We start from the raw sequence: 24,253 nt of genomic DNA, 5'->3' as shown, positions 1-24,253 counted from the left end.
CCGTCATCATGCCCGAAGGAACTCACGGATGGCCCGGACCACCTCACCCGGTGCCTGTTCGGCCTGGTGGTGTCCGGAATGGACGTCGACGCCGCGGAGTTCGCCGGCGATCCAGGGGCGCCAGATCTCGAGGGGGTCGCCGTGGATGTCGATGTCGTCCTCGGTCGCGGCCAGCAGCAGGGTCGGGCAGCGCACCTGGCGCCCGGCCGCGCGGTCGGCCTCCTCGTGCTCGCGGTCGATCCGCAGGCCGGCGCGGTAGTCCTCGCACATGCCGTGGACGACGGCGGGGTCCCGCAGCGCCGCCCAGACGTCGGCGTGGTTGTCCTCGCCCATCTCGTACGGCAGCGGCGTGCGGTACCAGGCGCCGGGGTCGGCGTTGATGACCCGCTCGGCGGGTTTGTCGGTCTGGGCCAGGAACCACCAGTGCCACCACGCGCGGACGAAGTCCTCGTTGAGCCGTTCGAGGTGCTCGCTGACGGGCAGCCCGTCCATCACGACGAGCCGGTCGATGGTGCCCGGGTGGTCCATCGCGGCCCGGAAGGCGACGAGCGAACCGCGGTCGTGGCCGACGATCGAGAACCGCTCGTGCCCGAGGTGGCGCATCAGGGCCACGATGTCGCCGGCCATCGCCCGCTTGGCCGACTGCGTGTGCCCGGGCTCGTCCGGCGGCAGCGTCGACTGCCCGTAGCCGCGCAGGTCGGGGCAGACGACGAAGTGGTCGTCGGCCAGCTCCGGCGCGACCCGGTGCCAGGTGGTGTGGGTCCGGGGGTGGCCGTGGACCAGGACCACCGGCGTCCCCGACCCGCCGTGCCGCACCCGCAACCGCACCGGCCCGACGTCGACGGTCTCCAGCGTGAAGCCACTGAACACGCGTGCTCCTCTCCCGCGAAACGGCGCACTGCCGCTCTGACGGACTACCCATCCGCTCCGCGCCGTAACGGGCCGCCGGTGACTGTCCGGTTCCTGACAAAAGCCTGGCGATCAGCACGTCTTGACCCTGCGCGGATCCGGGTCGTAGGCTCAGCGGACTTCGATTGAAACGTTATAAGTCCGGTTCTGGACGCGGGTTCGTCGCGCGCAGAATTCCGAGAGGATCACGCATGCCCCTGCTCACCGGCGAGCACCGGCCCGGCCGTTCACGGCGACGTTGGACCGCTGGGGTACTGGCGGCGCTGCTCCTCACCCCGGCTGTGCCCGCGGCCGCGGCGGAATCACCCCAGGCGGCCTGCCCGTGGCTCGGATCCACAGCCGCGCCGGCCGAGCGGGCCGCACAGGTGCTGGCGCAGATGACCACCGACGAGAAGCTGTCGATGACGCACGGCTCCCAGCTCCCCGGGTACGCCGGTGTGGTGGCCCCGATCCCCCGGCTGTGCGTGCCCGCGCTGAACCTGAACGACGGCGGTGCCGGCGTGGTCATGGGCGGGACGACGGCGCTGCCGGCCCCGGTGGCCGCCGCGGCGAGCTGGGACCCGGCCGCCGAACTGGCCTACGGCAAGGTCGTCGGCGCCGAGGCCAAGACGAAGGGCGTCGGCGTCAACCTCGGGCCCGACGTCAACCTCGTGCGCGACCCGCGCGGCGGGCGCGTCTTCGAGATGGCGGGCGAGGACCCCTACCTGGCCGGCGCGATGGCGACGCAATACGTCCAGGGCGTGCAGTCCCACGACGTGATGACCGACCTCAAGCACCTGGTGGCCAACGACACCGAGCAGAACCGCAACAACGCCGACGCGATCATCGACGAGCGCACCCTCAACGAGATCTACTACCCGGCGTTCAAGCAGGCGGTGCAGCAGGGCAACGCGGCGTCCATCATGGCCGCCACCAGTCTCGTGAACGGCGTGCACGCCAACGAAAACGCCACCCTGCTCAAGGACACGGCCAAGCAGGACTGGGGCTTCGACGGCTTCGTCGTCACCGACTGGGACGGCGCCCGCAGCACCGTGCAAGCGGCGAACGCCGAACTCGACCTGACCATGCCCACCCCGGGCAACTTCGGGCAGCCCCTGGCCGACGCCGTCCGCTCCGGAGCGGTCAGCATGGCCGTGCTCAACGACAAGGTCGCCCGGCTGCTGACCGAGGAGTTCGCCTACGGCCTCTTCGACACCGCCGCCGGATCGCCGGCCGCGACGGCCACCACCCCCGAGCACGTCGCCACGGCCCGCGACATCGCGGCGGCGGGCACCGTCCTGATGAAGAACCAGGGCGGCGTCCTCCCGCTGAACCCCTCGGCGACGCCGTCGGTCGCGGTGCTCGGGGCAGCCGCGAAGGGACGCGCCGATCACCGGCGGTGGCGGCAGTTCGCACGTCCCGGTCGACCCGTCGGCGGTCGTCACCGTCGCCGACGGCATCGCCGCCCGGCTGGGCACCGCGGGCCGCGTCGACTACGCCGGTTCCTGGGCGGCGAGCGCGTCGTCCTCGGCGAGCGCGGGCGACCAGCCGCGCAACATGGTCGACGGCAACCCGGCGACCCGGTGGTCCAGCGGCGTCCCGATGGCGCCCGGGCAGTGGGTTTCGGTCGACACCGGCGCGCTCCACCCGATCGACCGGGTCACGATCGACGCGGGCAACGGCACCGACTACGCCCGCGGCTACGAGGTCTCCCTCTCCACCGACGGGACGTCGTGGGGTGCCCCGGTCGCGGCCGACACGGGTACCGGCCAGCTGATCACGGCGACGTTCCCGGTCCAGCAGGCGCGGTACGTCAAGGTCGCGCAGACCGGCACGGCGAGCAGCTGGTGGTCGATCACCGAACTGAACATCTACAGCGGCGGCACCCCCTTGGCGCACAACGGGCTCACCGTGCCGGGCGTGACCGACAAGCTGCCGACCGTCCCGGCGGCGCAGTTCAGCACCACAAGCGGGCAGCCGGGCCTGACCACCGAGTACTTCAACAACCTCGACCTGTCGGGCAAGCCGGCGCTGACGCGCGTCGAGCCGAACGTCGACGACCACTACACCCAAGCCCCGGGGCCCGGCGTCAACCCGGCCGGGTTCTCCGTGCGGTGGCGGGGTTTCCTCACCGCCCCCGTCACCGGCACCTACACCTTCTCGATGGCCGACACCGGCGGCGTCCGGATGACGGTGGGTGGCCAGCCGGTCTTCCAGGACTGGGCGCAGTACGGCCCCGGCGTCTCCGCGATCCGCCTGCAGGGCGGCGTCAAGACGCCCATCACCGTGGAGAACTACCAGCCGGTGAACGGCCCGACCGGGCCGGTGGCCGGGACGCCGACCAGCCCGCCCGGCAACGGGTCCGTCACCCTCGGCTGGCAGGTCCCCGACGTCGCCGCGATCGCGGCCGCCGCGGCGCTGGCCAAGCAGGACAGCGTCGCCGTCGTCGTGGTCAACGACGACGAGAGCGAGGACGGCGACCGGCAGAACCTCACCCTGCCCGGCGCCCAGGACGACCTGGTCGCCGCCGTCGCCGCGGCCAACCCGCGCACGATCGTCGTGCTCAACACCGGCGCGCCGGTGCTCATGCCGTGGCTCGGCTCGGTGAGCGGCGTGCTCGAGTCCTGGTACGGCGGCCAGCAGAACGGCGCCGCGCTCGCGTCCGTGCTGTTCGGCGACGTCGACCCGTCGGGCAAGCTGCCGCAGACGTGGCCCGCGAGTATGGCGCAGCTGCCGACCGCCGACCCGGCGCGTTACCCCGGCGTCGTCGACGTCGCGACCAACACGACCGCGTTCCACTACAGCGAAGGCCTGGACGTCGGCTACCGCTGGTACGACGCCCACAACCTGACGCCGTTGTTCCCCTTCGGTTTCGGCCTGACGTACTCGTCGTTCGCCTTCAGCGACCTCGACGTCTCACCGCGTCTGGCGCTCACCTCCGGCCCGGTGAAGGTCACGGCGACGGTGAAGAACACCGGCACGCGCACGGCGTCCGAGGTCGCGCAGCTCTACGTCGGCGACCCGGCGAGCGCCGGTGAGCCACCCAAGCAGCTCAAGGGGTTCCAGCGCGTCACGCTCCAGCCGGGCCGGTCCCAGCGCGTCACCTTCACGGTCGCGCCGTCGGACCTGCAGACGTGGGACAGCAAGGCCCACACCTGGACGACGAACCCCGGCACCTACCGGCTGTTCGTCGGCGACTCGTCCCGGAACCTGCCGCTGACGTCGTCCTACACGCTGCTCCAGTCGACCGGCGCGCGGACCGTCACGGCGGCCGCGCCCCCGACGCTCGATCCCGCGCACGGCAACGTGGTCACCACGACGCTCACCCCCGGTGGGACCCAGCTGCTGACCCACGTCCAGCTCGGCCTCGACCTGCCGAGCGGCTGGCAGGCGAAGCCGCTGACCCCGGCGACGTTCCCCCTCGTCACCCCGGGCGCCCGGCTGCAGACGTCGTGGCTGGTGACTCCGCCGGCCGACGCGCAGAGCCGGTTGTGGCGGCTGACCGCCTCGGCGACCGCGAGCGGGGGCTTCCACTCGACGTCCGGGCTCCAGGTCACCGTGGGGCCGCTGGTGGCGGCGCAGTTCACGTCGGCGACCAAGATGGCCCAGCCGGGCACGAGTTTCGGCGCCACCCTGACCTTGCGCAACACGACCGACGCGCCCGTCACGGTGGCGGCGCGCATCGACGCTCCGGCCGGGGTGACCGTCACGCCCGCGCAGGTGCCGGTGGTGCTGCGCCCGCGGTCGACGTCGACCACGCCGCTGACCGTCGCGGTCGGCAGCGGCGCGAAGTCCGCGTCCCTGGATCTGTCCGGCACCGTCAGCTCGTCGGGACGTGACCGGCCGCTGCAAGGCAGTTCCCTCGCCTTGCCGTTGTTGTTCGGGTCGCTCGCCGACGCGTACGACAACACCGCCGTCAGCGCCGACGCGGCGCCGCAGAGCGCGAACTTCGACGGCTCGGGCTACAGCTACTCCGCCCAGGCGCTCGCCGAGGCCGGTATCGCGGCCGGGAAAGCCGTCACGCACGGACCGGTCACCTTCACCTGGCCGTCGGCCGCGCCCGACAACGTCGTCGCGGCGGGCCAGCACATCGCCGTCGGCAAGAGCGGGTCGCAGCTGTGGTTCCTCGGCTCGGCGAACAACGGGAGCGGGTCGGGCGCCGGGACGATCACCTACACCGACGGCAGCACCGCGCCGTTCACGCTCGGGCTGACCAACTGGACGCCGAGCACTCCCCTGCCCGGCAACGAACTCGTCGCCACCGCGTCCCGGTGGAACCGGCCCGCGGGCAGCCCGTACCCGGCGGAGACCGCGGTGAGCGTCTACGCGACGCCGGTGCCGCTGACCGCAGGCAAGACGGTCGCGTACGTGACCCTGCCGACCGCGGTCACCGGCGACCAGGCCGGTACCCGGCTGCACGTGTTCGCCCTGGCCGTCGCATGAGGCGCCGGACGTCCGTCGTCGCGCTCGCTTTGCTCCTCGTGGCGTCGCTCCAGCCGGTGGCGTCGGCGGCGGTCAGCGGACCGGATCTCGGGCGGAGTGACTGGGTCGGCCTGCCCGCGACCGACGCGACGTGGGCCGACTACACCGTCGACGTCGACTTCACCGTCGTGCGCGAGGCGGCGAGCGTCTACCTCCGCACGCAGGGCAACGCCGCGAACTCCTATATGTGGCAGGTGAATGTCACCGGCGCGGTGCCCGTGCTCAAGAAGCACGTGTGGGCCGGCGGCGGGGTCTCCTCGGTGACGGAGACGCCGTTGGACATCGGACCCGACGCGCTCCACACGTCACACCACCTGCGCATCACGGCGGCCGGGAGCACGATCACGACCTTTGTGGACGGTGTCCAGGTCGACACGACCCAGGAGTCCGCCTACACCAAGGGAAGCATCGGCTTCCGCGAGTCGCCCACCGAGGAGGCGACCTACCGCGGGCTCACTGTGTCGTCGCTGTCCGGGACGCAGCTCTTCCACGACGCGTTCACCCCCGGCGAGCCGAACGCCTTCAGCGCGGGCTCGATCGGCGCCGACGGGCTGGCCGTCACGGGGGCCGATGCCCTGCTGAAGCCGGACAACCAGACCCCGCGGCTGCGGGCCGAGTTCACGCTGCGCAAGCCGGTCCGGAACGCCCAGCTGTTCTCCTCGGCGCTGGGCGTCTACGAGATCGGCATCGACGGCCGGCGCGTCGGCGACGACCTGTTCGCGCCCGGCTGGACCGACTACCGGACGATGATCCAGTACCAGAGCCACGACGTGACCGGCCTGCTGAGCCGCGGCCGCAACGCGATCGCCGCGCAGCTCGCGCCCGGCTGGTACGCCGGGGACGTCGGCTGGTTCGGGCCCGGCCAGTACGGCTCGGCACCGGCGCTGTGGGCGCAGCTGCGGATCACCTACACCGACGGCTCGACGAAGCTCGTCACCACGGACAAGTCCTGGCGGGGCAGCACCGCCGGCCCGGTGACCGCCGCCGACAACTACCAGGGCGAGTCCTACGACGCCCGCGAGGAGCAGCCGGGGTGGGACCGGCCCGGGTTCGCCGCCGCCGGCTGGTCGCCGGTGGACGTCCAGCCGAGCCGGTCGAGCACGCTGGTGCCGCAGATCGGCCCGCCGGTGCGGGTGACCGGCACCGTCAGGCCCGTCCGCGTCACGCAGCCGAAGCCGGGGACGTACGTTTTCGACCTCGGCCAGGACATCTCGGGCGTCGTGCGGTTGCGGGTGCGCGGCGCCGCCGGGACCACCGTCACGCTCCAGCACGCGCAGGCCGTCAACCCGGACGGGACGCTGTACACGGCCAACCTCGCCGCCGGGCCCGCGCCGTACCGCTACGCCGCCCAGACGGACACCTTCACGCTGCGCGGCGGCGGTGCGGAGACGTTCCAGCCGGACTACACCTACCACGGGTTCCGGTACGTGGCGGTGACCGGTTATCCCGGCGCACCGAGCCTCGCCGACGTCACCGGCGTCGTCGAAGGCACGGACGCGCCGGTGATCGGCGGCTTCTCGACGTCCGACCCGATGATCAACCAGCTGCAGTCGAACATCACCTGGAGCGAGCGGGACAACCTGTTTTCCGTCCCGACGGACACCAACGCGCGCACCGAGCGGCTCGGCTGGGCCGGGGACGCCGACTTCTTCGCCCCGACGGCGACGTTCAACCGCGATCTCGACGGCTTCTACACCAAGTGGGAACGCGACCTGATCGACAGCCAGACCGCGGACGGGATCTTCGGCAACGTCGCTCCACTGTGGACCGCGCCCGGCGGTTACGGCGGCGGCTGGGGCGACGCGGGCGTCGTGATCCCGTACGTCACATGGCAGAGCTACGGCGACCTCGACATCGTCCGGACCAGCTACCCGGCCATGCAGAAGTACGTCGCCGCGATGCGGACGAAGAGCACGGGCCTGATCCTGCCCGCCGACTTCGCCCCGGCGGGCGACTGGATGAACGTGAACCAGCCGACGCCGAACGACCTGATCGCGACGGCCTACTTCGCCTACGACGCCCAGATCCTGGCGCGGATGGCCGACGCGATCGGGAACCACGCCGACGCCGTCGCGTACGACAGCCTGTTCACGCGGATAGCGGCCGCGTGGCAAGCGAAGTACGTCGCGGCTGACGGCTCGATCGCCGGGAACAGCCAGACGGCGTACGTGCTCGCGCTCCACCTGGGACTGTTGCCGCAGCAGCAGCGTGCTTCGGCGGCGGACCGGCTCGTGGGCCTGGTCCACGCGGCCGGCGACCACCTCACGACCGGGTTCGTCGGCACCCAGTGGCTGCTGCCGGTGCTGTCCGATACGGGCCACACCGACGTCGCCTACACGCTGCTCGAACAGACCACTTACCCGTCGTGGGGTTACGAAATCGCGCACGGCGCGACCACGGTCTGGGAACGCTGGGACGGCATCGTCCCCGGCGGCGGCTTCAACCCGAACCTGAACGGCAACTCCTTCAACCACGCGGTGGACGGCGCGGTCGGGACGTGGCTGTACACGACCATCGCGGGCATCACCGGCGATCCGGCCTACCCTGGTTACCAGCGGTTTTCGGTGCGCCCGCAGCCCGGTGGCGGGCTCACGCACGCCACCGGGAGCCTGCGGACGCGGTACGGCACGATCGGCAGCAGCTGGCGGCTCGACGGCCGGAACCTCGTGCTGGACGTCACGGTCCCGCCGGGCACGACCGCGACGATCGACGTCCCGGCCGCGTCGGCGAACCGCGTGAACGGCGGCCGGGGCGCACGGTTCCGGACGTACGCCGACGGTCACGCGACGTACACGGCGACCGGCGGGCACTACACGTTCGTGGCGTCCCAGGGGTGAGGGCTCAGTCCCGCCACTGCTCCGCGGGTGAGACGCCGGGGAGCGGCTTGCCGATGAGGGCGAGCGGGATGAAGAAGCCGACCTGCCCGAGCGCGACGGCGAGGGTGGCGATCGCCTTCTCGTCGTAGTGCGCGGACGCCCGCGCGTACAGCTCGTCGGGGACGCGTTCGCCGTGCGGGCTCGCGGTGAAGACGGCTTCCGCGAGCGCGAAGGCGACCCGTTCGGCGTCGGTGAAGTGCGGCGCGTCCCACCAGGACGCGACGGCGGTGATGCGCGCCTCGGACTCCCCGGCCTTGCGGAGGTTTCCGGCGTGGAAGGCGGTCAGGTAGGTGTTGCCGACGATCTGCCCGGCCCGCAGCTGCACCAGGCTGATGGTGGTCTGCGGGATCGCGCCGTTGCCGGTGGCTTTGAACAGCGCTCCGCCGATCTGCCCCAGCTCGGGCACGAGCTCGGTGGGATCGGAAAGGCGCGACTGCGGGGTGTCCTGGTCGGTGGTCATGGGTGGACGTTCCTTTCGGTTCTCGGTCTTGCCACCCCTATGACGCACCCCGGCGGGGCGTTGTGACCGGCACCGGCCCGTGTCGGCGATGCCTGGTACGGGCTCACTCCTGAAGCTGTGCGCCGATCAGCGAAGCCAGCTCCGCCAGCGCCTCGGCCGACCGGCTTCTGAACTCAGCTCAGCGCTTGCACCTCCGCGTCGCTCAACGCCCGGCCGTACAGCCTGAAGTCGGCGACCGCGCCCTTCAGGTACGGATGCTTCGGGTTCTGCGAGCGGCCCAGGTAGTTCAGCTGGGTGGCGCCCAGCAGGAGCGGGCTCATCAGCGGTGCCGGGTTCGCGCCGGTCGGCTCGCCGTCGAAGTACAGGCGCATCCCGGCGCCCACGGTGACCGCGACGTGCGTCCACACGCCCGCCGGGAGCGCGACGGCGGCGTCCACGAAGTCCTCTGTCTCCATGCCGCCCAGCTTCATCGCGCAGCGGGCGACACCGAGGCCCGTGCGCGGGGTCAGGAACAGGTACGACTGCGCGTTGAACCCGAGGTCGAACACCCGTGCCGAGTTGACGATCGTGTCCGGGCGCACCCACATCGACACCGTCAGCTCGGTCAGGTTCGCCGGCAGGCCCGGGGCCAGCCGCACGTGCCCGTCGACGCCGTCCAGCTCGATGCCCCGCTCCCCCGCTGTCGCGCCGCCGGCCAGGACGGCGTCGGGCCAGCGGCGGGTGCTCTCGGCGAGGTTCCGGCCGAGCGGGTACAGCGCGACGTTCTTCGGCGCCGGGCGGTCCGGCGGCGAGGCGAGGTAGACGCTGTAGTGCTCGTGCTGCACGTCGAGGAACGGGCTCAGCCGCAGCCGCCGCTCCCCCGCCCGCACGCTGAACTCGGCCCGTCCGGGCTCGCGCCGCAGGGTGCGCGGGTCCACCGTCGGGATGACCGGCGGCCCTTCCGCGCCGTGCCGGACGGCGAGCACCAGCGGGCCGTGGGTGAGCGCCTTCACCGCCGGGTTGTCCGGCGCGGGCAGCCACCGCGGGGCCATCGGCAGGTGCAGCTCGACGACGTCGCCCGCGCGCCACCGCCGCCGGATCGACGCGAAGCTCCCGGGCGACGCGGCCACCGGCGCGCGGTTCACCGTCAGCCGGGGGTTCGAGACCCACGACGGAATGCGCACGCGCAGATCGAACGAGCCGGAGCCGTCGACGCGCAGCCGGACCGTCTCGTCGTAGGGGTACTCGGTCTCCAGCCGCACGCGCGCGCCGCGGAAGTCCACTGTGGACGGGATGAACAGGTTGACGGACAACGTGTCGCCCGTCGCGAAGTAGATGTTCTCCGCGTACTTGACGTGGGTTTCCAGGCCGGTGCCGTGGTCGCAGGTGAAGTTGCCGTAGTCGCTGCTGTACGTGCCGGCGTCGGAGGTGACGCCCTCCTTGGGCTTGCGCTCGGTGCCCGGCGTCAGCCCGGTGTAGTAGGTGACGAACCCGTGCGGCGAGTCCGGGTCCTGCTCGCCGAGCAGCTGGTTGAGCAGCGTCCACTCGTAGTGGTCGAAGTACCCGGTGCGGCTCGGGTCCTGCAGGAACAGCAGGCGGCCGAGCTTGAGCATGTTGTAGCTGTTGCAGTTCTCGCAGGTGTTCTCGCCGAGCTGGCTGACGATCTGGTCGGGCGGGCCGAAGAACTCCGCGTTGGCGTTGCCGCCGATGACGTAGCTGTGGTGGTGCACGACCTGGTCCCAGAAGTACGTCGCGATCGTGCGGTAGCGCTGCTCGCCCGTGACGTCGTACTCCGCCGCCGCGCCGACGATCTTCGCGATGTCGGTGTTGGCGTGCCGGCCGGCGAGGGTGTCCGTGCGCGCCGCGAGCGGCGTGAAGATCTCGTCGTGGTCGAAGCGGCGGGCCAGCGTGAGGTGCAGTGGGTCTTTCGTGATGGCGTAGAGGTTGGCCAGGGCTTCGTTCATCCCGCCGAACTCGGTGTGCAGGACCTGCTGCATGGCGTCGTGGGACAGCGGTGCCGTGCGGGCGTCGATCCAGCGCGCGATGCCGCGGGCGACGTCGAGGGCGCCCGCGGTGCCGAGCAGCCGGTGCTGGTCGAGGAGCCCGGCGAGGATCTTGTGGATCGTGTAGTACGGCGCCCACACGGACTTGCCGGCTTCGAGGTTGACGAAGTCCTGCTCCGAGAAGGCCGAGAGGTAGCCCTCGGTGAACCCGGCGGCCGGGGCCGCCGCCTGGCACGCGGCCAGCTCGTGCACCAGCCGCGCGCCCTTCGCGGCCAGCTCGGCGTCGCCGGTGTTCGCGGCCGCCAGGGCGAGGCCGGAGAGCAGGTGCCCGGTGGTGTGCCCGCGCAGCTGGATGCCGGGCGCTTCCCAGCCGCCGCACGGCTCGGCGGAGGTCGGGAGGCCGACGTTCAGCCGGAAGGTGTGCAGCAGCCGGTCGAGGTCGACGAACTTCAGGTACGCGACGGTCCGCCGCATGTTCGCGAGGTACCGGCTTTCCAGCAGCCGGACGCCACCGAGCGCGACGGGCCGCACCTTCTCCGAAGCAGCGGCGGCACTCCACGGGACGACGGCGGCCAGGCCGAGCGCGGCTCCGAGGCCGAGTGCGGTGCGCCGGGTGACGTTCATCGGACCTCCACCTGCCGGTACGGCGTCAGGCGCACCGGGCCGACCAGGCCGTACGCCTGGCGGGCCGCGATCGCGAACACCTCGGGACGGCTCACGCGGAGCCGGTTGTTGAGCGTGGTGGCGATCTCCACCTCGATGCTGTTGCGTCCGGACCGCAGCCACGGCCCGACGTCGACCACCGTGTCCAGCACGTCCGACGGCGGCAGCGCGGTGCCGTTCACCCGCACGCGGTAGGTGTCGAACACCTCCCCGAGGTCCAGGTACGCGCCCAGCCCGCGGTCCCACCGGCCCAGGTCGACGGTGGTGCGGTAGCGGCCGACCCCCGAGACGTCCTCCAGGCCGGGGATCGACGACCACGCCGCGAGCGCCGCCGGCGAGAACTGCCGCTTCGGCTTGATCGTGGACGTCGGCGTCGCACCCGGCTGCCAGTCCTCGACCTCCAAGTCCCAAGTGGACAGTGCGATCGGCGCGGGCGGTGCCGCGACGACCGTGCGTGCGACCCGGCCGGTCGACAACGTCGTCGAGTACGTGCCCGCGGCCGACGAGCGCACCACCAGCTTGCCGTCGAGGTAGCGCACTTCAGCGTCGGAAGACACCGCGTACGGTCCCCGGCCGGCCGCGAGGGCGACGATCACCGACTGCCCCGGGTTCAGCGACACCGAGACGCGGATCTGGTTGCCCGAGCGGGTGAACACACCGAGCCGTTCGGTCTCGCCGGTCCACGCGTTGTACACGACCGGCTGCGCGTCACGGTCCTGCGCGGTCAGCCAGACGTCCTGCGTGACGGCCGTGATCTTGCGGTTCTCCGCGTGCCGGGCGTTGCAGAGGTAGTAGTAGTCGGTGTCGCCGTCGATGCGGTGGACGCTCATCACGGTCGACGGGTCGTGCTCCACATCGCGCGTGACGCCCAGGTCGGCGAGCGCGGCCGGGATGCCCGTGGCGTCCGCGACGACGCGGACGGAACGCTGCGCGACCAACGCCGTGACCAGGGCGCGAAGCCGGTCGTTCGCACCCGGCTGGGCGAGGCCCTCGGCGTGGACGTCGGCGGTCCAGGTGCCGATGACGATCGTCGGCAGGCCCGCCCGTGCGAAGTCCAGCAGGCGCTGGGCCGCGCGGACGGACAGCGTGTGCTCGCTGCCGTGGAACTGGTCGCCGCCGAGGATCATCGCCTTGTAAGCCGGGCCGTCGGGGGCCAGGCGACCGCGGCGGACGACGGCGCTGGGCAGCTCCAGCACGGCCTCGCTGAGGAAGCCGTGCGTCCAGCCGGCCGGGATGCCGTCGTTGGTCGCCCACGGTGCGCCGATGCCGGTGGACGTCCAGCCCTTCTGCCGGTAGAACGCGATGTCCACCTGCGGTTTTCCGGTGCGCAGCACCAGCTGCGTGCGGGCGAACCAGCCGGCGATGTCCGGCACGTGCCCCCACGTCGGCTGCCGGGGGCCCCACGCCTCGGCGTACCCGATGCCGGTGCCGCCGTAGGGCGAGAACGCCGCGAACCCGGGCCACTGCGCGCCGGGCGCCGTCGCGTAGGCGAAGCCGTGCAGCACGGCCTGGTTGACGCCGCCCGCGAACACGCTGCCCATCGTCTGCAGCACCTTGTCCCAGGTGGTGTTGTACGCACCGTTGGCGTACGCCGCGGACTCGCACGACAGCAGCTTCCGCCCGCCCATGTCGCGGCCCGACGCGAGCACGCGGTAGTCGTCGAGGTTCTTGAACCCCAGCGACTCGCTCTCCGGGACGTCCAGCAGCGCGGCGCTGCGGATGGCGTCGGTCTGCAGGCCGTAGGGCTGGACGCGCAGCGTCATGCCGAGGCGGTGCGCGAAGTCGCGGACCGGGATCAGGTGGTTCTCGTGGTAGAGGTCCGAGAGCACCTGGTTGTAGTCGTCACGCACGTGGTTCGACGTGTCGGCGTCGAACGCGTACAGGTACTTGCCCTTCTTCTGCACGACCACCGGCAGGTACGGCAACAGGTCGTAACCCGCCCGCTTGCGGAACTCGGCGAGGAAGGACGGCGTCCAGATCGTCGCGTCGGTCTCGATCTCCAGCGAGTCCTCGAACAGGTCGCCGCCGACCTCCTGCAGCAGGCTCCGGATGGCGCGGGTGAGGATGGTCGAGTTCCACTCGTCCAGGACGACGCGCGTGCCCGCCGCGCTGAAGTGGTCGACGACGTACGCGAGCGGCGTGGTGTGCGGGCCCGCTTCGGGCTGCTGCGCCGAGCCGCGGGCCCAGTACGCGAACAGCACCCACGTGCCCTCGGGCGCCGTCCAGTCGATCTGTCCGTTGTGGACGTCCACCGTGCGCACCGACGCCGGGTCCAGCGTCACCGTCGCCGCCGTCGGGGAACCGACCACCAGAGCGGCCTGGACCGCGATCAGCTCCTGCTTGCCCACGCCGTCCTCGGCGGGCACCACCGCGGCCGGCGGCGGCCCGGTGTAGCGGCCCTCGACCGTGACGACGCCGTGCGCGAGTTCCTTGCTCGCCGCGACGTCGTCGGGCGTGATCGTCGGGACCGCGGTCGGCCAGCACGGGCCCATCGCGAGGTCGACGGTCAGCCCGCGCGCCTTGGCCCGGCGCAGCGCCGTCTCCACCGCGGCGAGCCACGCGGGCGTGCCCCAGCCGTGGTGTTCCGGGTCCAGCACGGTCTGGACGCTGTGGTGGACGTCCTGGATCTCGACGCCGCCGAAGCCGGCGTCGGCGATCTGGTCGACCTCACGCGCGATCTCGCCGAGGTCGACCAGGCCGTGCGGCCACCACCAGCGGAACTTGGCGGCCGTACTCGCATCGGGCTGGGCGAACTGCCGGGCGAAGGACTTCCCGCCCGAGGCGAGGGCGGGCGGGGTCCACGAGAGGGTGGCGCCCACGCCGAGCGCCGCGCCGACCGTGAGCACGGTGCGTCTGGTGACGGTCATCGGGTGGCCTCCAGCCGGGCGGTGACGGCGGCCTGCGGGCGCAGCGCGACCGGGCCGACGAGGCCCGACGCCAGGATCTTGTTGCGCTCGTTGGCCAGGGTGTTGGTGACGCGCACGCTGATCGTGTTGACGCCCGGGTGCAGCGCCTTGGTGGCGTCCACGGTGTACGGGTGCCAGAGCGCGGCGGGCAGCTGCGTGCCGTTCACCGTCGCCGTGGCGAGGTCGTGGACCTCGCCGAGGTCGAGCACCAGCTTGCGTTTCGCGAGGTCCGCGGCCGTGAGCGTCACCGTCGTCGAGTAGACGGCGCTGCCGGAGAACGTCGGCGCGAAAGTGGTCCAGGAGCCGAGCGGGCGTTCGGTGGCGACGGCGCCGTCCTGCTCCAGCTTGACGGTCCACGGCCCGTTCAGCGCGATCGGCGCCAAGGGATCGGTGACCTTCACCGTGCCGCGGTAGGTGCGGCCGTTCGCCTGCCCGGTGAGGGTGTAGCTGCCGGACGCCGTCGCGGTCACCGCGGCCTGCAGGTCGCGCCCGCTCTGCGTGACCGCGGTCGTGGGCAGGGTCCCGTCGGTCAGGTGGGCGGTGTCGTGGACGCCCTTGCGGAACACCACGCCCAGCGTCTCGTACGGCTGGAGCGTGACCGGGAAGCCGGTGGTGCTCCGGCCGGTCGCGTACGCCGTGGCGACCTTCGTCGTCCCGGTGCGCGGGTCCCAGATCTCGGGGGTGCCGTCGACCGGGAAGGTCGCCGTGGTGGTGACGACCGCGTCGCTCTCGTTGTTCAGCAGGAACGCCGTGTCGGCGCCGCGGCCGGTCCGCTGCACCCGGACGGCGTCCGCCGCGGGCTGCAGCCGGGCCGCGCCGTCCCCGGCGTTCTGCGCCAGGCCCGCGATCGCGTCGACGTCGGTCACCAGCGCGACCGCGCCGGCCCCGCGCCGAGCCCACGAGGAGCCCGCGTTGCCGAACAGGTTCCGCAGCTCACGGGCCAGATCGGCGTCGCGGCCGGTCGCCTCCCGCGTCGGCAGCGGGCCGACCGCGACGACGTGGCCACCGGTCTGGACGAACTTCGCCAGCGAACGCGCGGTCGCGAGGTCGAGCACGGGCGTACGCGGCAGCACCGCGAGCTGGTAGCCCGCTTGGCCGACCTGCAGGGTGCCGCCGTGCGAGACGGCCTGGAAGCGCGCGGCCGGGTCGCCCGAGAGCGACGAGTCGCTCAGCAGGTCGAAGTCGACCTGCCCGCGTTCCAGCGCGTACGCCGTCGCCGAGAAGTCGGCGTCCAGCTGATGAGACGCATCGGCCACGCGGGTCTGCTCGGCGGCCCGCTGCGGCTGCACGAGCGCCGTCTTCGCGAGGTTCTCACCGCGGCCCAGCTCCATCACGCGGCCGATCCACGCGTCGACGTCGGGCATGTCCTCCCAGAACGTGCTGCGCGGCCCGAACGGCGGCGCGAACGTCACCGAGACCTCGTCGGTGTACATCGCGTGCAGGAAGGTGAGGTTGACGCCGCGGGTGGCCAGCGCGCCGACGGTGGCGTGCATGTAGTCCGGCGCCACCTGCCAGCCCGCGTTGCCGAACGTCTCCATCAGCGTCCGCGGGGCGCCGCTCTGGTGGGCGGCCGAGGAAGCGTTGCGGCCCAGCGTGGTCTGCCGGCCGGCGGTGTAGTCGGTCGTGATCATGTCACTGCCGGGGACCTGCGCCCACTGGTTGTCCTTCGACAGGTCACCCGTCGAGTTCATCCGCTGCTGCGGGCCCTGTTCGTCGAGCAGCGGGTTGGAGATCAGCTTCAGGCCGTGCTTGGCCATCCAGTCGGCTTCGCGCTTGTAGTAACTGGTGGAGAACAGGTTGTCCACGGCCCGCCAGTACGTCCCGGCGGCCTGGTCGGCGACGGCGTCGAGACCGTCGGCCGCCGCGGTGTAGGCGACGCCGGGGGTGCCACCGGCCGCGCGGACGGCGTCGGCGAGCCCGGGCGAGGACGGCAGGCGCTTGAACGGGTGCGGCTGGGCGTCGGCGATGAACGGCTCGTCGTCCCAGAAGCCGGGCACGACCGTGCCCATCGCCCACGGGAAGCGGCGCGCGTACTCCTCGGGCGCGATGCTCAGGAAGGCGTCCGTCGCCTTCGGGTCGAGCAGGTCGAGGTACCCGCGGGTGTAGCCGCTGGAGTCGTCCTGCAGCAGGACCTGCGAGTAGACGTCGACCTGCCACCGGCCCGCGGGCACCTGCCAGGTGCTGCCCTCGAGTTCGACGGCGGCGTTCGTGCCGACCGGCCGCGCGGCCGCCGCCGTGACCCCGGCGAGGTTCACGCGGTTCTGCGGGAAGTCCGCGAGCGCGGTGGCGTTGTCGAAGGTCGACGTCCACAGCTTCGTGCTGTCGGGTGCGGTGACGGTCAGGTCGTCCCACAGCGTGCGCTGCGTGCCCTCGGCCGACACCGCCGCCGCACCCGTCGGGAAGCTCACGTCGGTGGCCGCGGGCTGCACGGTGTTGTTGATCTTCGGCGTGATCGTGTTCCCGGAGACTGTGACGTTGATCGTCTGGACGTGGGTCGGGGTGAAGCCCGGGGTGTTGACGCCGGTGGTCAGCCGCGTCCGGGTCGCACCGTCCACTTTGTACACACTGGCCGCGCCCTTCGCGTCCACGTCCACGAGGTAGCCGTGGGTGCCGTCCGAGCGCACCGCCAGCTGGACGCCACCGGCGGTCAGCGTGACCTTGCCGCTCACGGTGTAGTCGGTCCAGCCGGCACCGGGCGTGAGTGGCGCCATGCCCGGCCGGGTGGCCGGGTCGACGACCAGCTTGCCGGTGTCCACGCTGAGCCCCGACGTCTCGGCGAGCGGCAGGGTCGACGGCCCGTCGACGATTCGCGTCGAGCGCAACAGGCCCTTCAGCCGCAGGTCCGGGCGCGCGGCGATGGTGCGGGTGCCGAGGGTGCCGCCGTTGACGACGTAGTTCGCGCCGCGGCCGCTCGGGAAGTTGTTGTCGTTGAACAGCCACATCTTCATACCGGTGCGCTGCGCCTCGCGCAGCACGTGCCCGACGAGCGTGAACCAGTCCTCGCTGAGGAACACCGGCTTCATCGAGTCGCCGCCGAGCGGGAAGATCACCGCCTCGTACACGCCCTTGGCGCGCATCTCGGCCATCTGCTTGTCGGTGATGTCGCTGGTGATGGTGTTGTTCCAGTACCAGTAGATCGCCGGGCTGCTGTCCTTCGGCGGGTTCGCGAAGGCGGCCGGGTCGAACCGGGCGAGGTTCGTCGTCTCGGCCGGGCCGCGGTCGTGGTCGGCGGTGGCCGGGGTGGCGACGGCGATCGCCGTCGCGGCCGCGAGCACCAGGGACGTCAGGGTTCTGCGCATGGGATTCCCCTTCAGCCGCGCGGAATGGAGGAACGGAAGGTGTGAGTGCCCGGACCGACGTGGAAGACGGCCCCGCCCTGCGGCAGGTGCACTTCGGCCGTACTGCCGGGTGGCACGGTGACGGTCAGCCGGTAGTCGCGGCCGGACTTCGTCCACGCCGTGCTGATGCGGCCTTGCGGGCTGTCGTAGCTGCCGGACGCGGACGTCAGGTCGCCGACCACCGCCGGGTCGATCACCAGGTTCTTGAAGCCCGCGGAACCGGCCGCCTGGCCGATGCCGGTCAGCCGGGTGGTCAGCCAGCCGTCCAGCGCGCCGAGCATGAAGTGGTCCTGCGACTGGCCGCTGCCGCCGTCCCAGGTCTCGCCGAGCGCGGTCAGCCCGGCCTGCACCTGGTACCCGAGGCTGGGGCTGGTCGTCTGCGTGGCGATCCGGTGGACGACGTCGTCGCGGCCCGCGGCCGAGAGCACCCGCAGCACGGACGGGAACGAGATCTCCCCCATCACGAGGTGCCAGCCGGCGGCCTCGATGACGTCGACCAGGTGCTGGGTCTGGCCGGCCCGCAGGTCGGCGGGCACCGCGCCCATGTCGAGCGCCAGCGCCGTCGCACCTTGCCCGCCGCCGCCGAAGAGGCCGGTCGCCGGGTTGTAGTACTTCGTCCAGACGGCCTCGGCCAGCGTGTCGGCCTGCGCACGGTACGCCGTGGCGTCCTGGCCGAGGGCCGTCGCCACCTTCGCGAGGCCGTCGGCGACCGCCCAGACGCCGAACGAGCTGACGATCGGGCGCGGCATCACCGGGGACTCGGTGGTGATCCAGTCGCCGAGGCCGTAGTCGTAGACGCCGTCGACCCACCGGGTGGTCTGGCCCTGCAGGTAGGCGAGGTAGCGCTGCATCGCCGGGTAGTACCGCGCGAGGAGTTCCTTGTCGCCGTAGGTCTGGTACGCCTTGAGCGGCACCTGGACCAGGGCGCCGCCCCAGTTCGGGTCGTCGCGGTAGGCACCGGCGAGCGTCACGTGGTCGGGCACGGTGCTGGGCACCAGGCCGGACGCCTCCTGGCCGTCGGCCATGTCCTGGACGATCTTGCCGAGGTAGGCCTCGACGTCGTAGTTGCGGGCGATCGCGTCGAACGCGAGGTGGTCCTGCTCCAGCCAGCCGAGCTTCTCGCGGCTCGGGCAGTCGGTGAGGATGCTCTGCATGTTGTTCTCGACGGCGGCCCGGGTCAGCCGGTGGATGCCGTCGAGGGTGGCGTCCGAGGAGTCGAAGTCACCGGCGGAGGTGTTGTCCGCCATCGTGCGCAGGCCGGTGACCGAGAGCTGCGCGGTCTCCGGCACGCCGACGACCTCGAGGTAGCGGAAGCCGTGGTAGGTGAAGTCGGGGTGCCAGGTCTGCTTGCCGCCCTTGCTCGTGAAGCTGTCCCAGATCGGCGCGCCGACGTTGCTGATGGACTGGTCGACGTGCCCGTCGCGCAACGCTTCGGCCGGATAGATCCTCGTGCTCGTCCCGGCGGGCGCGGTGAGTGTCACCTGCGGCAGGCCGGCGATGTTGCGGCCCAGGTCGTAGACGCGGATGCCGGGCGCGGGCCGGGAGATCTCCTTGCCCGGCAACTGCTCCACGACGCGGACGGGCTCGGTCCGGCGGCCGGTCGGCTTCGCGGTGCTCGTCGCGGGCACCACCGCGTCCCAGGTCCGGCGGTCGGTGCCGGGCTGGTCCCAGCCGGGGATCTCGCGACGGGCGTCGTAGTCCTCGCCGCCGTACCAGTACGACGCCGTGGTGGCGCCGAGCGTGGTGCGCCAGCTGGAATCGGTGCCGCTCCGCTGCACGGTGCCGTCGGCCATGGTGACTTCCAGCTGCGCGATCACCTGCGGGTCGCTCGCCGTGCGGGCGAACTTGCGGTAGCGGCCGGAGGTGTGCAGCGCGTCCGCGGTGCCGTTGCCGACCGCGATGCCGATCGTGTTCGCTCCCCCGTGGACCTCGTCGGTGACGTCGTAGGCCGCGTACGTGACGCGGTCGGCGTAGTCGCTGTCGCCGGGCTCCAGGACGGCGTCGCCGACGCGGGCGCCGTTGAGGCTGGGCACGTAGACACCGAGGCCGCTGACGTACAGCCGGGCGCTCGTGACGCGGCCGTGGACCGCGAAGTCCTTGGCGAACACCGGCAGCGCGGGCGGCAGCCAGGTGGCGGGCGTGGGCTGGTCGGTGACGGTCTTGGCGACGGTGAACGTGCTGTCCGTGGCCGTCTGGACCGTGTAGTCGACCGGGAAGTTCGGCGTTCTGCCGTCGGCGGTGAGGGTGTCGGTCCGCGGGTAGAGCACGACCTGGTCGAACGTGTGCGCGGCGCCGAGGTCGATGGTCAGGGAGACGTCGGCGTCCGGGGTGGGGTGGGTGGCGCTCTGATAGCCGGCGTTCCCGGCGTCCTCGGGGTTGGACGTCGTGAGGCCGTCGGCGACCAGGCCGGGTTCCCACTCCTTGCGGACGGTCTGGGTTTCCGATGCCGTGACGAACTTCTGGCGGCCGTCGGCCAGGTTCACCGTCGGGTTCGCCGAGTCGCGGACCTGGAGTTCGGCGAGCTGGAGGCGGTACGTGACATCGGGGAAGCGGCGGGTGTCACCGGTCGTGACCATGCGGTTCTGGGCGTCCAGGGGTTGTTCGGCCAGTGGGAGGCCCAGCTTGGTGACGTCCAGTTTCACGTACTGGGCTTCCTGCTTCGGCAGGGTGACCACTACCGGCTGGGTGGGTTTGGTGCCCAGCTGCCAGTTCTTGTTCGTCACCCAGCCCGCGGACCAGTCCTTCTGGGTCGTGAGGCCGGTTTCGAACCAGGCCGGGGTGCTCCACGGTGTCGGTGTGGTGCCGGACCAGGTGCGGACTCGCCAGTAGACCCGCCGGCGGCTGCCCAGCGGCCTTCCCGCGTAGTCGAGCCGGGTTGTTGCGCCTTCGGTGCGGCCGGTGTCCCAGAGGTCCGGGTGGGCCAGTTTTGCTTCCGAGGTTGCTGCTTGGACTTCGTACGCCGTTTGTTCTCCGGTGTTGCGCCAGGTGAGTTCCGGGGTCGTGTCGTCTGTCCCCAGTGGACGGTCCAGGTGGTTCGCCCGGAGATCGGTGGCGCGGCTTCCCCGATCGGCTTCGGCTGGTACGGCGATGCCGGCGATCGTCAGGGACGCCAGGGAGAGGACCGTGAGGAGGCGACGGGGTCTGTGGCGCACAGCAACTCCTGGGGCGGCCGGTGGGGTGTGGCCCGGATTCGACGGTGAATCGTTTCAATCGTTGCCTGGGACGCTACGTCGGTCGTCCTTGCCGGACAAGGATCCTGTCCGGGATCGGACAGGGTTTCGGGGTGCGCACCCCGAAGCCGGATGGTGACTCCCGCTTCGGATCGGGGTGCCGGGCGGGAGCCGGGCGCCCTCGGATGTGGTGGGTCGGCCGCGGTTTTGCCGTCACACCAGGCCTCTTCTCGCGGCCCACACCACTGCCTGGATGGGAGTTGTGCAGCCCAGTGTGTCGCAAATGGATCGCAGCCTGCGGCGGACCGTTCTGTCCGACAAGTCCAGGCGTCTTGCTATCGCTTCCACCGACAGGCCTTCGGCCAGGAGTCTCAGCAGGTCCAGCTCTTCGCGCTCCAATGGCGCCTTCACCATGACCCACCGCCCTCACTCCGCTACGACGATGACGTGCAGGGTTCTCGGGCCGTGTACGCCCTCCACCCTCGTCAGCTCGATGTCGCTCGTCGCGCTTGGGCCGCTGATCCACGTCTGCGGGCTCGTCGGGTCCAGTGCCGCTGTCGCTTGCGGGACGCCTGGGACGATGTCGCTCTCCCGCAGTACGCACACGTGGACGTCCGGGACCAGGGTCAGTGCTCTGCGACCCTGGCCGGGGCCGTGGTCCAGGACCAGGGTGCCCGTCGTGGCTATGCCCAGTGTTGCCGTGGTGACGACCGCGTCGAACGTGGTCAGGTCCGGTGCGTCGGGGGTTCCGTTCACACTGATCGGGAAACCCTTTGGTACCAGGACGTTCTGTGCTGCGCCCAGGGCTTTTCGGATGGCTTCGGGCAGCTCGGCCGCTGTGCAGCGGGTCAGCGCCGCTCGGTAGTCGACCACTCGCTCGGCGAACAAGTCCACTGTGTCCGGTGGTGCCACCGTTCGGTAGCCGCGTGGTACCGGCGCCTCCGTGCGGTCCGCGTTCTGCAGGGCGCCTCGGACGGCGGCCAGGATCTCTTCGCGCGCGGTCATGGGCGGCCTTCCCTGCGCCACCACGCCCGGAACGACTCTCGTGGCGGTGCCGGCAGGTCGCGGGCGTTCGTCCACAGGGAACCCGGCCACGGGAGGCGGCTCACCGCTCGGCGGCCGCCCGGGAGCACTCGCTTGCCGAAGCGGGTCAACGCCCGGTTCGCGACGCTCAGGCCGCGTTCCGCGACGCCCAGGCGTCGGGCGTCCGACAGCAGCCAGGATGCCGACTTCATCGCCAGCGCCTCGGGTTTCGGGGCGCCCTCGCGGTGGGCGTCGACGACCTTCGCGCGCAGGTGGACCAGGACCTCGGGGATGTCGATGCGCACCGGGCAGGCCTCGAAACACGCGCCGCACAGGCTGGAGGCGTACGGCAGCGAGTCCGTCTGCTCATCGACGCCGACGCCCTTCAGCAGCGGGTTCAGGATCGCGCCGATCGGGCCCGGGTAGACCGAGCCGTACGCGTGGCCGCCCGTCCGCTCGTACACCGGGCAGACGTTCAGGCACGCCGAGCAGCGGATGCAGCGCAGCGCCTGGCGGCCGACCTCGTCGGCCAGCGCGCGGGTTCTCCCGTTGTCCAGCAGCACCACGTGCATCTCCTGCGGCCCGTCGCCGGGCGTGACGCCCGACCACGTCGAGGTGTACGGGTTCATCCGCTCCCCCGTGCTGGAGCGCGGCAGCAGCTGCAGGAAGACGTCCAGGTCGGACCAGGTCGGCACGATCTTCTCGATGCCGACGACGGAGACGAGCACCTCGGGCAGCGTCAGGCACATCCGGCCGTTGCCCTCGGACTCAACGACGACCAGGGTGCCGCTGTCGGCGACCGCGAAGTTGGCGCCGGACACGGCCATCCGCGCCCGCAGGAACTTCTCCCGCAGGTGCGAGCGCGCGGCGGCGGCCAGGTCGGCGGGCTCGTCCGACAGGCCCGGCGGCGCGTCGGCCATGTTCCGGCGGAAGATCTCCCGGATCTCCGCGCGGTTGCGGTGGATGGCGGGCACCAGGATGTGGCTCGGCAGGTCGTCGCCCAGCTGGACGATCAGCTCCGCGAGGTCGGTCTCCCACGCGGTGACGCCCCGCTCGGCGAGCGCCTCGTTGAGCCCGATCTCCTGCGTGGCCATCGACTTGACCTTCACGACCTCGTCGACGCCGTGCGTGTGCGCGATCTTCGCGACGACCGCGCACGCCTCCGCGGCGTCACGCGCCCAGTGCACGGTCGCGCCGCGTGCCTGCAGGGACGCTTCCAGCTGCAGCAGGTACTCGTCGAGGCGGCGCAGGGTGTTGTCCTTGATCGCCGCGCCGGCCAGCCGCAGCTCCTCCCACTCCCCGACCTCGCCGACGACGGCCGCGCGCTTGGCGCGGATGGTGCCGGTGGCGTGCGCGAGGTTGCGGCGCAGCTGGGTGTCGGCAAGCGCTTTCCGGGCCGCCTCGGGAAAGGCCGGCATGCCGACGAACGTCGCGCTCACGCGTCCTCCTCGGTCGAAGCGAGCACGTCGGCCAGGTGCATCACGCGCACGCCGCCGCGTTCGCGCGAGAGCAGGCCGCCGATGTGCAGCAGGCACGAGTTGTCCCCCGCCACCAGCACTTCCGCGCCGGTGCCGCGGACGTGCCGGGCCTTGTCCGCGCCCATCGCCGTCGACGTCTCGGCGTTCTTCACCGCGAACGTGCCGCCGAAACCGCAGCACTCCTCGGCGGCGGGCAGCTCGACGAGGTCCAGCCCGCGCACCTCGCGCAGCAAGCGCAGCGGCCTGTCGCCGACGCCGAGCAGCCGCAGCGAGTGGCAGGTCGGGTGGTAGGTGACGCGGTGCGGGAAGTAGGCGCGCACGTCGGTCACGCCGAGCACGTCGACGAGGAACTCGCTCAGCTCGTACACCTTCGGCGCCGCCGACGCGAGCCGCTCGTCGCCCACGCGGCGCGCGACGATGGAGTGCTGGTGGCGGATCGACCCCGCGCACGAGCCGGACGGCGTGACGATCGCGTCGTAGCCCGCGAAGGCGTCGACGAACGTCCGCACCACCGGCACGGCCTCGTCGAGGTAGCCGGTGTTGACCATCGGCTGCGCGCAGCAGGTCTGCCCGGCCGGGAAGTCCGCGTCGACGCCGAGGCGGCGCAGCAGCCGGAACACCGACTTGCCGGTGTCGGGGAACAGCGAGTCGTTGACGCAGGTGACCATGACGGCGACGTTCAGCCCCGGCCGCCGCACCATCGCGCCCTCCGCATTGAAAGGTTTCACAAACTCGACGCGGTGACGCTACAACGCACCTGAACGCGAAGTCAATGAACCGGCACAACACGACTTCGCAGCCTGACGGCGTGAGTTGTGACGTTTCAACACCTCGCCCAGCGGCCGAAGCCCCCGCGCCGACCGCCGAACCAGCCCGGATCCGGCGTCAACTCCCCCGGCAACGCTCCTGACCAGGGCGATTGTGCCGTTGTCGACGGATTGTCGACGGGCTCTGCCAGCGTGGCGCCCGGCGGGCCGGCAGAGGGGT

The 24,253-nt window shown here is 71.7% G+C and carries 12 protein-coding genes and 1 pseudogene; 3 read left to right on the top strand and 10 right to left on the bottom strand.

Translation table 11 applies throughout. The features are described 5' to 3' along the window. Positions 1–6: 6 nt before the first annotated feature. Entirely contained in the window at positions 7–870 is an 864-nt protein-coding gene (locus MUY22_RS29920) for an alpha/beta fold hydrolase (RefSeq protein ID WP_247050071.1), read from the bottom strand. Between the two features lie 230 nt (positions 871–1,100). On the opposite strand from MUY22_RS29920, the pseudogene MUY22_RS49790 reads away from it, so the two are divergent. From MUY22_RS49790 to MUY22_RS29905, 3 genes and pseudogenes are all read left to right on the top strand, one after another. After that, positions 1,101–2,015 (top strand): annotated as a pseudogene (locus MUY22_RS49790) (glycoside hydrolase family 3 protein); the annotation flags it as partial. 262 nt (positions 2,016–2,277) lie between these two features. After that, positions 2,278–5,331, top strand: coding sequence for a glycoside hydrolase family 3 C-terminal domain-containing protein (locus MUY22_RS29910; protein ID WP_247064203.1), 3,054 nt, complete (start codon positions 2,278–2,280; stop codon positions 5,329–5,331). Continuing rightward, the gene (locus MUY22_RS29905; protein WP_371827502.1) at positions 5,328–8,207 is read left to right on the top strand and encodes a family 78 glycoside hydrolase catalytic domain; all 2,880 of its coding nucleotides are present in this window, start codon (positions 5,328–5,330) and stop codon (positions 8,205–8,207) included. Before MUY22_RS29910 ends, MUY22_RS29905 begins: the two co-directional genes overlap by 4 nt. 4 nt (positions 8,208–8,211) lie before the next feature. Here the strand turns inward: MUY22_RS29905 and MUY22_RS29900 are convergent, their stop codons facing one another. The 9 genes from MUY22_RS29900 to MUY22_RS29860 all read right to left on the bottom strand — a co-directional run bounded on the left by MUY22_RS29900 (position 8,212) and on the right by MUY22_RS29860 (position 23,949). After that, a complete protein-coding gene (locus MUY22_RS29900; protein ID WP_247050065.1) occupies positions 8,212–8,706 on the bottom strand; it encodes a carboxymuconolactone decarboxylase family protein in 495 nt (164 codons plus the stop codon). 173 nt (positions 8,707–8,879) lie between these two features. Further along, positions 8,880–11,312 (bottom strand): beta-L-arabinofuranosidase domain-containing protein, encoded by a 2,433-nt coding sequence (locus tag MUY22_RS29895; protein ID WP_247050064.1) that lies wholly within the window; start codon positions 11,310–11,312, stop codon positions 8,880–8,882. Beyond that, the gene (locus tag MUY22_RS29890; RefSeq protein ID WP_247050062.1) at positions 11,309–14,218 is read right to left on the bottom strand and encodes a glycosyl hydrolase; all 2,910 of its coding nucleotides are present in this window, start codon (positions 14,216–14,218) and stop codon (positions 11,309–11,311) included. Before MUY22_RS29890 ends, MUY22_RS29895 begins: the two co-directional genes overlap by 4 nt. Continuing rightward, entirely contained in the window at positions 14,215–17,556 is a 3,342-nt protein-coding gene (locus MUY22_RS29885) for a glycosyl hydrolase (RefSeq protein WP_247050060.1), read from the bottom strand. Before MUY22_RS29885 ends, MUY22_RS29890 begins: the two co-directional genes overlap by 4 nt. A gap of 11 nt (positions 17,557–17,567) precedes the next feature. Next, positions 17,568–20,747, bottom strand: a complete 3,180-nt coding sequence (locus tag MUY22_RS29880) for a family 78 glycoside hydrolase catalytic domain (RefSeq protein WP_247050058.1) — start codon at positions 20,745–20,747, stop codon at positions 17,568–17,570. Positions 20,748–20,978: 231 nt separating this feature from the next. After that, positions 20,979–21,179 (bottom strand): LuxR C-terminal-related transcriptional regulator, encoded by a 201-nt coding sequence (locus MUY22_RS29875; RefSeq protein ID WP_247050056.1) that lies wholly within the window; start codon positions 21,177–21,179, stop codon positions 20,979–20,981. Positions 21,180–21,191: 12 nt separating this feature from the next. Next, positions 21,192–21,770, bottom strand: a complete 579-nt coding sequence (locus MUY22_RS29870) for a lactate utilization protein C (protein WP_247050054.1) — start codon at positions 21,768–21,770, stop codon at positions 21,192–21,194. Continuing rightward, positions 21,767–23,206 (bottom strand): lactate utilization protein B, encoded by a 1,440-nt coding sequence (locus MUY22_RS29865; RefSeq protein WP_247064202.1) that lies wholly within the window; start codon positions 23,204–23,206, stop codon positions 21,767–21,769. Before MUY22_RS29865 ends, MUY22_RS29870 begins: the two co-directional genes overlap by 4 nt. Positions 23,207–23,223: 17 nt before the next feature. After that, positions 23,224–23,949 (bottom strand): (Fe-S)-binding protein, encoded by a 726-nt coding sequence (locus MUY22_RS29860; RefSeq protein WP_247064200.1) that lies wholly within the window; start codon positions 23,947–23,949, stop codon positions 23,224–23,226. Positions 23,950–24,253: the final 304 nt, after the last annotated feature.

The sequence above is a fragment of the Amycolatopsis sp. WQ 127309 genome, from assembly GCF_023023025.1.
GTDB lineage: Bacteria > Actinomycetota > Actinomycetes > Mycobacteriales > Pseudonocardiaceae > Amycolatopsis.
The sequence above is the reverse complement of the archived record's forward strand: the minus strand, read 5'-3'. Positions and strand labels throughout refer to the sequence as shown.